The organism is Yoonia sp. D2-7 (assembly GCF_055809435.1).
Window position 1 is genome coordinate 1,305,921 of the sequence record NZ_CM147912.1, and the last position, 13,426, is coordinate 1,319,346.

The following is a 13,426-nucleotide window of genomic DNA, read 5'->3' on the forward strand; positions in this document are numbered from 1 at the left end:
TGCTAACAACCAGGAAGGCCCGCCATCGTGAAGCCCATTTAGATCAACATGAAGCGTTTGAAAAAGGAGACTACCCAAAGTTTAGCGGGTGACCTATAGTACCTGTGGATAAGTGGGCGATACACTCACGATGTGCAGAGAACGAGGATCAAGATGCGGTGTCCATTTTGCGGAAACGTCGATACCCAGGTGAAGGATTCACGTCCGGCCGAAGACCATGTTGCAATTCGCCGTCGCCGTTTTTGCCCTGCTTGCGGCGGGCGCTTTACGACGTATGAACGTGTGCAATTGCGCGATCTTGTGGTGATTAAGTCCAACGGACGTCGGGAAGACTTTGACCGTGATAAGCTCGAACGCTCGATCCGCATTTCGCTTCAAAAACGCCCTGTTGAACCGGAACGTATGGACCAAATGATAAGCGGTATAGTGCGTCGATTGGAAAGCATGGGTGAAACTGATATTCCATCAACGACCATTGGTGAAATCGTCATGGAAAGTCTTGCGCGTATTGATACCGTCGCTTACGTGCGTTTTGCGAGTGTTTATAAGAATTTCCAGGCTGCGGACGATTTCGACAAGTTTGTGAGCGAACTGCGGCCCGATAACCTGCCCGACACGTGACCTACTCTAAAGTCGACGAAAGATATATGTCGCTCGCCCTTCAATTGGGGCGGCGTGGCCAAGGTCAGGTTTGGCCTAATCCTGCAGTTGGCTGCGTCATTGTACGTGACGGTCGCATCGTCGGCAGGGGCCGGACAATGGTCGGCGGGCGCCCACATGCTGAAGTTGCGGCCTTAGCCGAAGCCGGTAACGCGGCCAAGGGTGCGGTCGTCTATGTCACGTTGGAACCTTGCGCGCACCACGGCAAAACGCCGCCATGTGCCGACGCATTGATTGACGCCAAGGTGGCTAAAGTCGTTATCGCGACCGGAGACCCTGACCCGCGCGTCAGCGGACGCGGCATTGCAATGCTCAAAGCCGCAGGAATTCAAATCGAAACCGGCATCCTAAAGTCCGAGGCAGATCGCGACCATCAAGGCTTTTTTCAACGTGTTTTGAAGCAACGCCCATTCTTAACCTTGAAACTTGCGGTCACGTTGGACGGACGGATCGCTACCCGAACCGGCGAAAGCCAGTGGATCACGGGCCCCGCTGCACGGACTACGGTTCATGGCATGCGCGCGCGCCACGATGCTGTCATGGTCGGTGCTGGAACAATGCGGTCTGATGATCCGCAGTTAACCGTTCGGGGCATGGGGTCGCGTCGCCAACCGGCGCGTGTGATCGTTTCATCTGACCTGAATTTCCCATTAGAGTCACGCCTGTTCCAAGACACGGAAACCAGTCCAGTCATTTTGTGTCACGGTCCGGTCGATCCGACGGATTTTACGACGATGGGGGCGGAAAGCCTGCCTTGTGGGCTCCACAACGATAGGCTCGACCTGAACGACGCGATGAAAGCACTGTCGGCCCGTGGCATCACCCGCGTGTTTTGTGAAGGCGGCGGTGGACTGGCGGCTTCTTTGTTGCGCACGGATTTAGTGGATCGCCTTGAAGTATTTCAGGCCGGCAAGGTCATCGGTGGCGATGGCACTCCGGCGGTCGCGCCCATGGATGTCTCGCACCTTATTGATGCGTCTCAGTTTTCTTTGATCGAAACGCGGCGCATCGGTGATGACGTGTTGTCATCTTGGAACCGAAGCTAACGCCAAAGGTAGGCATAACTTGCGACCGCCCCCTGTAGCTTTGCGATGGTTCTGTTCCAACGCGACGGTGGTGGAATGTCGTTGTTGGCCAGACGTTCGACGACAACTTCGACCGGACATGCCCCCCCGGTTACGGGATCGAAGTAGCGGGGGTAATTGATCAGGACGGCATGGACCAACGCCGTTAGATCGGGGCAGGCCGTCCGCCGCGGGCAAGGGACGCCGCGATCAGCGGTCAGGCCCCAGCCGGCGTAAAATGGCATGCCCGTACAAATGACATTCTTTGATCGCAGCAGTGCTTCGAACCCAAGCAGGCTTGTCATTGTCCAAACGTCATCGACCATCGACAAAGCGGCAATTGGGTTCGTGTCCGTCAAGATCGCGTCGGCATAGTCGCCCGCATCATGAATGGAACCGGTGCGTAGACCCGCCTCTACATCCGGATGCGGTTTGTACAGAATAACAGCCGCTGGGTTCGCGTTGCGCGCCGCAATTAGCAGATCGCGGTTCGTCTTGATGTTTCCGGCGCCCAATTTGATCGACGCGTCGTCTTCGACCTGTCCGGGCACCAGAATGCGACGGCCAGCTGGCAGGCCGGTGGGCAACGCCATCGTGCCCGTATTGTATTTCGAAAGCGCAGCAAAGTTGAGCGATTTGATCAGCCGAACCGCACGATCCCGTTCCGCATCGGACAAAGCAATCTGCGTGTTAATGATGCGTTCCAGACGGCTTTCGCGCGTCGGATCGTAATAGATGCCCAAATCGTCGCAAACTAACGACAGCGGCGCGATCAGATCAGCGCCCAACCCGCGCGACCGCAAAAAACCATCTTCGACACGCACGACGTCGCCCATATCTTCTGACACCTTACTGGCCCACGACATGCAGCGTTTACTGTCAGTTTCTGCTTTCGAAACAGCATCTTGCCCCTCTGTGAACACCACTGGCTTCACGTGTCCGAACACTGCCTGTAGGGGCTTACGCTTCCACATCCGCATCCCTGCCGCCACCCACCCAGCGTGGTCTTCACGCCAAGCGCGGGCTTTCGCCTCTAATGTATCAATCGCATTTTCAAGCGTGCAAAGCCGGTCACGGAACGGATCGTACCATTTGGGATATAGGATCATGGCCGCCGCGAAAAGCTGCGCCTTGGTCAGCGATCGTTGCCGGCGATCCAGCGGCTGCCGGTCGTCGGTCAACCCCCAACCCATGTAAAATGGCTGGCCAAACACAACGGGTTTGTGGCCCATCAGAATGGCTTCGAAACCCATCTGGGACGATACTGTATAAACGGCGATCGCGCCTTCAAACAACGCGTAGGGCGACATTGGCGTGTCGTCCAACGCGATCCGGTCCGTACAGTCGGTGTCTTTGAAATACCCTTCACGGTGGCCTGCTGCTGTTTCCGGATGGGTTTTGATGATGATACGGGCTTTGGGATGTTCTTCTTGCGCGTAGTACAACATCTCGCGGAAGGTATTCAGATCGGCGTTGCTCGCTTTGACCGACGCGTCGCCCTTCGTCTGGTCGATAACCACGACATATCCCGCATCCGGGGCAGGGGTGGCCGGATCGAATGCATTGTACTTCGAAAGATGCAGTTTTTGCAGACGCTCAATCGCAGATTTGGCACGGTTGAGCAGAGCAGTATCATCAAGCGGGTGTTCCGCGAGCAGCAGTTCAAGATCGGACTTGGTGGCCGGATCAAAGTGAACGCCGTTTGTATCAATATGCAACCCGATGGGATCGTCGCCGTCGCGACCCGTGCGCACTGACCGCAAGAACGCATCTTCGACACGCACCATCTGGGCATCAGTCCAAGCCGCGACTGTTTCACCGCGACGGGACGTCGGGCTATTGCCCCAAACGCCTACCAGATCGCCATCGTTTGGTTTGCCCAAGGTGATGTCATAGCCGGACAGCGTCATGATCCGCCGGATGCGCTTTTGCGTTAAAAACCCGCCGTTATAAACGTAAAGCCGCCGCAAAGGGGTGTCCTCTGCGGCGGCATGTCCAGCATTGGACGTCATGTTTAGTTGCCGGTCAGCGTGGTGCTGGCAGAATCGAGCGCAGTGACCGCTGAAAGTGAACCAGTCAGTGCCGCAATCGTTTTGTTAAACTGGCTGAACGGCGCTTCTGTAACGTAGACGGTGTCTTCGTCGCGGATCGCAAAGTCACGGGCCATGAACACGCCGTTTGGCTGTGTCAAATCAAGGACATAGACGACGCGTTGTGTGCCGATCAGGTCGTTGCGGCCGGTCAACTGGTTGGCGATTTCCTGTGGTTCGTTACGGAAAATAAACACACCGGTTGGATCAGCAAGCGTCGTAGACAGGCCGCCGACTTGGGCAATCGCTTCAATCGCGGAAATCGCTTGGGATTCGAACTGCACTTCGGTCTGCGTACCTGTGGCACCCAGCGCGGTGAATGTACGGCTGTCTTCTTCAACATAAATCCGGTCACCGGACCGCAACGCAATGTCGTGACCAGGGTGATCGTACAGATCTTCGAACCAGATCGAACCGGAATGGCTGCCGCGCACAACAGTCACCTGTGCAATCTCAGGACGGATGCTGACACCGCCCGCTGACGCCAACATAGCAGCCAATGTGCGGGTTGGACGTTCAATTGAATAGACGCCTTGCGCGTTTACGGACCCGGCAATCGCAACGGTCGCGCCATCACCTGCGAGGCGACGCACCTGAACTTGTGGGTCCGGTGTTTGGTCAGACAGTTTTTCGCTGATAATCCGGCGCACCGCTTCTGGTGTGTTGCCAGCTGCGCGAATGCGGCCTGCATATGGGACGAAAATAAAGCCTGAACCATCGACTTGGACTTCTTCAAGCACTGTCGCGTTTTGACCGGTTGGTACCAGCAAACCGTCATCAACGTTTTCCCAGATCGTCAAACCAAGGACATCACCGGGGCTGATTGTATCGGACCCAAGGGTCGACGCGTTGCGGAAACTTGCGGCAAACCCAAGGGCAGGGGTCACGGATGCAATCGCATTCACACGGTCATCAACGGTCAAGATAAAGGCGTCGCCTTGTTCAAGAACGGAGCCGGAAAAGATTTCAGCTTTGTTTGGACCAGAGCTTGGCAGGCCACAAGACGCCACAAAGCCAAGAGTCACGACGATGGCAACGCCCTTCGCAAGGCGCAATGTCAGGGTTTTCACTGCTTGGTCTCCTCGACCTATTATTATTCTGCCTCGTGGCCCACCTTTTGGCGGCAGGCCTTTGTAATTGCTGTCAGGCTAGGCGAAAGCAGCTTCGAAAACCAGATACAGGTCCGAAAAGGTCCATGTTGTATGGCAAAACTGTGGCTTTTCAGCCGCGACGGACCTTTCGACCACAAGGTCTTGTGGGGCTTAGTTGACGATCCGCAAGGGCTGGCGGGGTGGGTTTTTGCCAGCTTTCAGCGCGTCATAGGGGTCTTCGGCTGCCAGCATCATATCGACCACTTGCCGCATCAATTGGCGACGCCCGCGTGCAGAATAAAAACCGCCCGGTATTTGGGACGTTTCCAAAAGGTAACGACGATAGTCTTTGTAGGCTTTGCTATCGGGGCGGCTAGGGCTCGCGAAGAATTCCGAAAGGGGTTGTTCAGACACAAACTGCGGCTTCGAATAAACGGCCTGCCCGAATACTTTTAACGGGATCCCGCGCCAAAGAACCTGCTGGCCCGCCGTCGAATTCACGGTAACAGCAGTGCGGGCTTGATCCAAAAGGCGTGCGAGTTTTCCGCCGCGCACGTAATGCACACGATCTTGGACACCATGTTTCTTGGCGGCCTGACGGATCAGTTTACGCACCGGCGAACGATCGTTTTCCAAAGGGTGTGCTTTGAACACAAGGTGATGATGACGCGGCGCACCTGTCGCAAAACCATCCATAACGACATCAATAAACTCACCCATGCGATTGAACGGGGAATGTTTTTGAAAACTGGCGTCATGTTCCAGCTGCATTAAAACAAGGTGGTAAGGAAAGCCGCCATGCCTGATCCGCGCTGATGCGATCCGACGATCCAGTGCAATAATCGGCATCAGCAACAGGCGCTTAGTGTAAAGATATGCCTCCATCGCGACGGGCAATTCGCGGTGGCGAGCAAAATTGCGGTATTCTCCGTTCCGGAACATCACAAACCAATGGTACAGCGCACCGTAGAAAACATGCTGACGCATGTCGCCCCAATGGGCAGGCGGTGTCGGGACTTCAAGATCGGACCGCGCAAGCGCCTTTTGCATATCCGGTACGTCCATATCCATCAGACGCGAATGACCATTTGTGCCACCACGTTCGTAGGTCACCCAATACGGGCGCATGTAGCCTTCTTCAAAGACGTGGACGGTGATATTCTTGGACCGCGCAAGCGCCACCGCTTGCGCGTGAATAGGGCGTGTATCCCCGTATAAAACGATATCCGTGATCTGCCGATCCTGCAGAATACCCGTTAGCGTTTGGTCCCAATCCTCGGGCTTTCCACGAAATGGAATATAGCCTGGTTTGCCGAACCAAAAGGCACGGTCACCTGCATTAAACCCAACACGCGACACATCACAGCCAGCGGCGCGCAGCATCACTCCCAACCGATGAAAGAAGGGGCCGTGCGGTCCTTGTAAGAACAGGAAATGGCGGTTTGTAGGGTCGGTCACGGGAAACATGCTAACTAAAAATGGTTACGTTTACGTATCCAGCATCTGTCTGGCGAAAATATGGCGGCACTGTCAATGCGGCTTGCGCTTGTTTGTCGGCCTGTGTGGCGCTAACTCTCGTATAACACGTAAAAAGAAGGACGCCCCATGTTTACTGGCATCATCACGGATATTGGTCAGGTCTTAGAGGTTGAACAACGCGGCGACCTGCGGGCGCGGATTGGCACCGCTTACGATATCGACGGGATCGACATCGGTGCGTCGATTGCCTGCGACGGGGTATGCCTGACAGTCATCGCGCTGGGCCGCGATCCGCAAAACTGGTTCGACGTCGAAATTTCAGCCGAAAGCGTGGCCGCCACGAATATCGGCCGCAAAACATGGTCCAAAGGGCATCGCCTGAATCTGGAACGGGCGTTAAAGGTCGGGGACGAACTGGGCGGACATATTGTGTCGGGGCACGTGGATGGCGTGGCCGAAGTTGTCGCAATGCATGACGAAGGCGACAGCACACGGGTCCAGTTCCGCGCACCTGAAGACCTCGCGCGGTTCATTGCGCCAAAAGGTTCGGTCACACTGAATGGCGCGTCTTTGACTGTGAACGAAGTCGACGGGGCGGTGTTCGGCGTCAATTTCATTCCGCACACAAAGGTCGCGACGACATGGGGCGACGTGGCATTGGGCGATGCGATTAACCTCGAAGTCGACACAATGGCCCGCTACGTCGCACGGCTGCAAGATTACGCATGATCGCGGGTCTGGGGCATAACAACGGACCATCGATGGAAACCGGTTTTACGTGGCGCAAACACGCGTGGGGCAAGGCACGGCGGCAGCTTTTGCCGACACTCCCGATTGAAGTGGTACGTCTGCGCGTAAAACGTGCGAAAGAGCTGGGCTTGCCCTATAAAACCTACGCAGGCATCCGCGCCAGCACAGGGCACGATCTGGTCGGATTTCTGTTTTCGAGCAATGGTTTGGGAAAGCCGACCGCGCGGGCAATTGTCCCCGACGCGGTGACGCAAAAGCTGGCGTTGCTCGAACATACGACGCGTGTTGCCTTAGCGCACAAAGGTATCGATGTGACACAGATTGACGGTTTGGACCGCGTCGATGACGCACCTGCGCCGCATCTGACGTGGTCTGCGATGCGTGACCGGATGAAAGCGATTGCCGTGTCTGCAGGCCACCCTGCGGACCGCTGGGTTCTCGTGGGTGAAACAATGTTCGAACAAGATTGGGCCGCTGCCGCACAGGCTGCTGGTTATCTGCGCGGAACGGATTACTTTGCGCCTGCGGCCAGCGGGTGAGGGGGCGCTGCCCCCGCCTGCGGCCCCCCGAGATATTTAAGACCAAAAGAAGTTAAGCGGTTTCGATCCCGACTAGCGCATTTGCAAAGTCGTCAGGGTCGAATGGGGCCAGATCGTCGATCTGTTCTCCAACGCCGATGGCATGAATTGGCAGACCAAATTGGTCGGCAAGTGCGACTAGAACACCGCCTTTGGCTGTCCCGTCGAGTTTCGTCATGACAAGTCCGGACACATCGGCGAGGTCTTGGAAAACCTTGACCTGTTGGACAGCGTTCTGACCTGTCGTCGCATCAAGGACGAGCAGCGTGTTGTGCGGCGCATCGGGGTCTTTTTTGCGAATGACGCGGACGATTTTTGACAGTTCTTCCATCAGGTCGCTGCGGTTTTGCAGACGTCCTGCCGTGTCGATCATCAGCAGGTCAGCGCCATCGGCTTCCGCCTTTGTCATTGCATCAAACGCGAGGCTTGCCGGATCGGATCCTTCAGGTGCAGTCAGCACAGGTACGCCCGCGCGGTCGCCCCAGACCTGCAATTGTTCGACTGCGGCCGCACGGAACGTGTCGCCCGCTGCGATCACCACCGATTTGCCCGCTGCCTTGAATTGGCTGGCCAGTTTGCCGATTGTCGTCGTCTTGCCTGACCCGTTCACGCCAACGACCAGAACCACCTGTGGTTTGTGGGTGTAAAGCGGCATCGGGCGGGCGACAGGTTCCATGATCCGGCTGACTTCCGACGCCATAAGCGCCTTGATTTCATCGACGGAAAGCTTCTTACCGATCCGCCCTTCGGCCATATTTGCGGTTACTCGCAGGGCCGTATCAACCCCCATGTCCGCACTGATCAGCAGTTCCTCGAGCTGTTCGAGCATGTCATCGTCGAGCGTGCGCCGGACAACGGTTTTCTTTTCAGCCCCACCAAAAAGCCGCCCCCAAAGGCCGGATTTCTTTTCAGGGACATCCGCGACAGTTTCTTCCAGCAAGGGTGCTACCGGCGAGATTTCCGTCGACAGTGTAATTGATGGCGCAGGGGCTTGTGGAGCCGGAGAAGGCGTGATGCTCTCAGGCTCAGGCTCAGGCTCAGGCTCAGGCTCAGGCTCAGGCTCAGGCTCAGGCTCAGGCTCAGGCTCAGGCTCAGGCTCAGGCTCAGGCTCAGGCTCAGGCTCAGGCTCAGGCTCAGGCTCAGGCTCAGGCTCAGGCTCAGGCTCAGGCTCAGGCTCAGGCTTTACAACTGCTTCGACCGTAGGTTCTGGCGTTTCAACTGTCGCCTGTACTAAATCTTCGGGTGTGACTACTTCTTCTTCGCCACCATCACTGACAATGGCATCCAGACCTTGGTCAATCTTTGCGGATGACTTGAACATCCGGTCTTTGAGCTTTTTGAAGAACGCCATGCGACAGCCTTTGGAAACGTTGATGTTCCTCACCTAATACGCCCATGCCCGAAGGGAAAGGGGCAGGGCGATTTCCGTATCCGTGCGAAGCTGCGCTTACACCTCGTCTGGGAAGTGTTTCATCACCATTTTGATCGGATTTGGCGCGGCTTGACCGAGGCCACAAATACTTGCGTCCGTCATCGCGGTACACAGATCGTCCAGCAATGGCTGATCCCACGTGTCCGCCTGCATCAGCTTTACGGCCTTTTCACAACCGACGCGGCACGGCGTGCATTGGCCACAGCTTTCGTCTTCAAAGAACCGCAACATGTTCAGCGCCGCATCGCGCGCTTTGTCCTTGTCCGACAAAACAACTACCGCGGCTGACCCGATGAAGGTGCCATGAGGTTGCAGCGTGTCGAAATCCAACGGCACGTCATGCATGGATGCAGGCAACAGGCCGGAAGACGGGCCGCCCGGCTGATAGGCTTTGAAGGTATGACCGTCCATCATGCCACCTGCCGCCGCGATAATGTCGGTGATTGTCGATCCTGCGGGCAACACATGCACGCCTGGATTTTTCACGCGACCCGAAACGGAATAGGACCGCAACCCTTTCCGTCCGTTCAATTCTGTCGCGTTCAGACATTCCGGCCCCTCACGGACTACTCGCGCGACCCAAAGCAGGGTTTCGACGTTATGAACCAACGTCGGTTTATTGAAGATACCGACCTGTGCCACGAAAGGTGGGCGATGGCGCGGAATACCGCGTTTGCCTTCGATACTTTCAATCATCGCGGATTCTTCGCCGCAGATGTATGCACCGGCACCGCGACGCAGATCAATGTAGCCTTTTGCGACAACGCCAGCATCTTCCAACGCTTTGATCTCGCGGCGCAGGATTTCCAGCACAGCCGGATATTCGTCGCGCATGTAGATAAAGCAGGTTTCCGCCTCGACCGCCCAAGCAGCAATCAACATACCTTCAAGGAAAAGATGCGGGGTGCGCTCAAGGTAGTAGCGATCTTTGAACGTGCCCGGCTCGCCTTCGTCGCCATTCACGGCAAGGTAGCGGGTGTCTTCATTCGCACGCACAAAGCCCCATTTTTTACCTGACGGAAAGCCTGCGCCGCCAAGCCCGCGCAGACCGCTTTCAAGGATCTGATCTTGGACGACTTCCCAATTACCGGCGTCGCGCAGCTTCTTCAGTTCAGCGTAACCGCCTGATGCAGCGTATGACGCGTAGGTTTCATAATCCGGAATATGCGCGTGCGTATCGTCATTTGTGATCGCGGCTTCGACCTTTTCCAAAGTCGCATGGTCGATGTGATTATGACCAATTTCAAGCACAGGCGCGGTGTCGCAACGTCCCATGCAGGGCGCGCGCAGAACGCGGACGTCATTTGCGTCCAAACCATCTTCAAGCGCTTTCTGCAAAGCAGCGGCACCGGCCAGTTCACAAGACAAGGAATCGCAGACGCGGATCGTCAGTGCGGGGGGGACGGCTTCGCCTTCCTTCACGACATCGAAATGAGCATAGAAAGTTGCAACTTCGTAAACTTCCGCCTGCGACATCCGCAGTTCTTCAGCCAATGCGCGCAGGTGCGCAGCCGAAAGGCACCGGTAGGCATCTTGGATCAAGTGTAAAAATTCAATCAACAAATCGGATCGACGCGGACGATCACCGAGCAATGCGCGAACCTCTTCCCACGCTTTATCTTCGAGCTGCCGGCCTTTGGGCGTGTGCCGCCCTTTGCCTTTGCCTGATTTCCAAACGCCCTTTTTGTCGTCCAGCGCCATGGTCCGTCCCCTTGCAAGTGTTGATCATGCATAGCTGGTCCGCGGCGGGCGTCGCTACGCGAAAACGACATGTAAATCGCCTAAGGCGCAGTGTTTGGTGCCGATGCGTGGAAAAATGTTCGGATAGAGTGCGGCGGGGCGGTGCGTTCACCCAGATTTAGGACCTTTGTGTTTTGAACGTCCGCATGGCCTTTTTTGTACTGACGACATGCGTTCCCGCGTTCTTGATCGCCATCTCGGCGGTGTTTGCTGGCCCTTGGCCGGTCATGGCGGTGCTGTCTTTGACCTTGATGGTGGCGGGACTGGATCATCTTGTCGGGCGGGTGGCAGCACCATTGCCCGAGGATGAAAATCAGACAGCAGACCGGTTGTCGGCCTACCTTGCCGTTATCCACCTAGGGCTCGTGCCGCTTGTCGTCTGGGCGCTTGCTGGGGATTTGCTGACGACTATCGACAAATTCTGCCTGTTTGTCGCTAGCGGCATTTTCTTTGGTCAGGTCAGCAATGCCAATGCGCATGAACTGATCCATCGACGCGAACAACACCTGTTCAGGCTTGGGGTGTGGACCTACATATCGCTGCTCTACGGGCATCACGTTTCCGCACATCTCTTGATCCACCACCAATATGTCGGGACACGGGATGACCCCAGTACATCGCATCTAGGGGAAGGCTACTATCGGTATTTGGGTCGTGCCTACACTGGCGCAATCACTGCGGGCTATATGGCCGAGGCGCGCAGGCTGAAGCGTGTCCAAAGGCATTTCATCGAAACGCCGTTTGTAAGCTATACCCTTGGGGGGCTTATATTTTTGGTGGGGGCATATGCGGTCGGTGGCATCACAGGGCTTGTCTGGTACGTGGGGTTAACGGTGTTCGCACAACAACAATTGTTACTGTGCGATTACGTCCAGCATTACGGTTTGCTGCGGCACCGCGACAGCGCGGGTCGGCTGGAACCGATTGGGGATCGGCACAGTTGGAATGCGCCACATTGGTTTTCGTCAGGGATGATGCAGTACGCGCCGCGCTATGCGGACCATCACGCGCATCCCTATCGGCCCTATCCCATGCTGGCGATGACTGCGGATGGCCCAATTCTGCCTAGATCGTTGCCCGTGATGGCCGTACTGGCGCTGTTCCCGCCATTTTGGCGTCAGGTGATGGATCCCCGCGTACAGCACTGGAAAGATACGCCGACCCCGTGATAGACATAACGAAACGCATCATCGGACAGTGACTATGCGATCTATCGCTTTTTTGTTTGCCACTCTGGCGACCCCCTTAATCGCTGAAAGCCCAATGACAGCCGCAGAATTTGATGCCCATGTCACGGGCCGGATCGTGAGTTTCGGCACCGAAGGCAATCCGGGTTTTGGTGTGGAACAATACCTTGATGACCGTCGGGTGCTCTGGTCGCCGGGGGATGGCACATGCACGCGCGGGGTCTGGTACGAAAGCAAGGGCGACATCTGCTTCCGTTATGATGGCGATCCGGAACCAAAATGTTGGGCGATCTATCGCGAAGGTGACGGAATGCGGGCTGTTTTCACCACACGACCGGACACAACGATCATTTTCGAAGCCGAAGACTACACCGTGCCACTGATTTGCGACGGATTATCGTCTTGATCAAAATGAACGCGGTAGCAGCATAACATGAGCGAATGGCTTGTTTCTATCGCCGGCACACCCGAAGGTGCGCGGCTTGCGACGTTCCTCGCATTGTTTTCCGCGCTCGCGCATGCCGTTTTTGGGGCGTTGCAAAAGGGGCGGCATGATCCTTGGCTGACGCGCGGCGCGGTTGATTTTTGGCTGGCAGTCTTATCAGCGCCTATCGCATTGTTTCTGGTGCCGTGGCCCAATCAGACCACTGCCATCCTGTTGGTGGGCGTCATCATCGTTCATTTTGCCTATAAAGTGACGATGGCGCTGGCCTATGAACGGGCAGCCTATACGGTGGTCTATCCGGTCGTACGGGGCACCGGACCATTGGTCACCGTGATTGCGGCGACATTGTTCTTTAACGAACATTTTTCGACTGTGCAGTGGCTTGGCGTCGCTTGTTTGTCCGGCGGTATTCTACTGCTGGCGCTCAGAAATCTGTCGGAAGAAACGCTCGACCCGCACACCTTGAAGGTCGGTCTGGGATGGGCAATCGCAGGGGGTATCCTTGTGGCAGTCTATACCACATATGACGCCTATGGCATTCGCCAAACCCCTGATCCTTTTACCTTTTTGGCGTGGTTCTTTTTCGTAACTGCGTTCGACATGCCGCTTATCGCCGTGTGGCGCTACCGCCGGATGTCGCAGCAGCCTGACCTTGGGCCACTGCTGCAGCGCGGTCTGATCGGTGCGGTGATTGCCTGGCTGAGTTTTGGCGGCGTCATGCTTGCAACACGTCTCGATAAAGTTGGTGAGGCGGCTGTCCTGCGCGAAACGTCTACAGTTTTTGCAGCCCTCATCGGCTGGTTCATCTTGGGCGAAAAGGTGGGGCCACGCCGACTGTTTTTGATGTGCCTGATCGGTTTGGGTGCTGTGATCGTTGAACTTGGCGGGTAACATGTGCGTTTTCGGGCTG

The 13,426-nt window shown here is 56.3% G+C and carries 12 protein-coding genes; 7 read left to right on the forward strand and 5 right to left on the reverse strand.

What is annotated here, in order from left to right:
* Positions 1–153 precede the first annotated feature (153 nt).
* Both nrdR and ribD read left to right on the forward strand, forming a co-directional pair.
* Entirely contained in the window at positions 154–621 is a 468-nt protein-coding gene (gene nrdR / locus AC0L7R_RS06330) for a transcriptional regulator NrdR (RefSeq protein ID WP_247128369.1), read from the forward strand.
* Positions 618–1,706 (forward strand): bifunctional diaminohydroxyphosphoribosylaminopyrimidine deaminase/5-amino-6-(5-phosphoribosylamino)uracil reductase RibD, encoded by a 1,089-nt coding sequence (ribD, locus tag AC0L7R_RS06335; protein ID WP_473659656.1) that lies wholly within the window; start codon positions 618–620, stop codon positions 1,704–1,706. The genes nrdR and ribD overlap by 4 nt, the downstream gene beginning before the upstream one ends.
* Here ribD and AC0L7R_RS06340 read toward each other — a convergent pair.
* From AC0L7R_RS06340 to AC0L7R_RS06350, 3 genes are all read right to left on the reverse strand, one after another.
* Entirely contained in the window at positions 1,703–3,736 is a 2,034-nt protein-coding gene (locus AC0L7R_RS06340; protein WP_473659658.1) for a capsular polysaccharide export protein, LipB/KpsS family, read from the reverse strand. The two genes, ribD and AC0L7R_RS06340, sit on opposite strands and share 4 nt — an antisense overlap.
* 2 nt (positions 3,737–3,738) lie before the next feature.
* Complete coding sequence (locus tag AC0L7R_RS06345) at positions 3,739–4,884, reverse strand: polysaccharide biosynthesis/export family protein (RefSeq protein ID WP_247128366.1); 1,146 nt, start codon at positions 4,882–4,884, stop codon at positions 3,739–3,741.
* Positions 4,885–5,076: 192 nt separating this feature from the next.
* A complete protein-coding gene (locus tag AC0L7R_RS06350) occupies positions 5,077–6,372 on the reverse strand; it encodes a capsular polysaccharide export protein, LipB/KpsS family (protein WP_473659659.1) in 1,296 nt (431 codons plus the stop codon).
* A 138-nt stretch (positions 6,373–6,510) separates the two neighbouring features.
* Between AC0L7R_RS06350 and AC0L7R_RS06355 the strand changes: the two genes are divergently transcribed.
* Together AC0L7R_RS06355 and AC0L7R_RS06360 are read left to right on the forward strand one after the other, a co-directional pair.
* Positions 6,511–7,113: a riboflavin synthase gene (locus AC0L7R_RS06355; RefSeq protein ID WP_473659661.1), complete on the forward strand. Its 603-nt coding sequence runs from the start codon at positions 6,511–6,513 to the stop codon at positions 7,111–7,113.
* Positions 7,110–7,673, forward strand: a complete 564-nt coding sequence (locus AC0L7R_RS06360; RefSeq protein ID WP_473659662.1) for a hypothetical protein — start codon at positions 7,110–7,112, stop codon at positions 7,671–7,673. The genes AC0L7R_RS06355 and AC0L7R_RS06360 overlap by 4 nt, the downstream gene beginning before the upstream one ends.
* 52 nt (positions 7,674–7,725) lie before the next feature.
* Here the strand turns inward: AC0L7R_RS06360 and ftsY are convergent, their stop codons facing one another.
* Both ftsY and AC0L7R_RS06370 read right to left on the reverse strand, forming a co-directional pair.
* Complete coding sequence (gene ftsY / locus AC0L7R_RS06365; RefSeq protein WP_473659664.1) at positions 7,726–9,063, reverse strand: signal recognition particle-docking protein FtsY; 1,338 nt, start codon at positions 9,061–9,063, stop codon at positions 7,726–7,728.
* 96 nt (positions 9,064–9,159) lie between these two features.
* Entirely contained in the window at positions 9,160–10,845 is a 1,686-nt protein-coding gene (locus AC0L7R_RS06370; protein WP_473659666.1) for an NAD(P)H-dependent oxidoreductase subunit E, read from the reverse strand.
* A gap of 185 nt (positions 10,846–11,030) precedes the next feature.
* Between AC0L7R_RS06370 and AC0L7R_RS06375 the strand changes: the two genes are divergently transcribed.
* From AC0L7R_RS06375 to AC0L7R_RS06385, 3 genes are read left to right on the forward strand one after another with little or no spacing between them, the layout of a single operon-like run.
* Positions 11,031–12,053 (forward strand): fatty acid desaturase, encoded by a 1,023-nt coding sequence (locus AC0L7R_RS06375; protein WP_473659667.1) that lies wholly within the window; start codon positions 11,031–11,033, stop codon positions 12,051–12,053.
* A 34-nt stretch (positions 12,054–12,087) separates the two neighbouring features.
* Entirely contained in the window at positions 12,088–12,477 is a 390-nt protein-coding gene (locus AC0L7R_RS06380; protein WP_473659669.1) for a hypothetical protein, read from the forward strand.
* A 27-nt stretch (positions 12,478–12,504) separates the two neighbouring features.
* Positions 12,505–13,407, forward strand: a complete 903-nt coding sequence (locus AC0L7R_RS06385) for an EamA family transporter (protein WP_473659670.1) — start codon at positions 12,505–12,507, stop codon at positions 13,405–13,407.
* Positions 13,408–13,426: the final 19 nt, after the last annotated feature.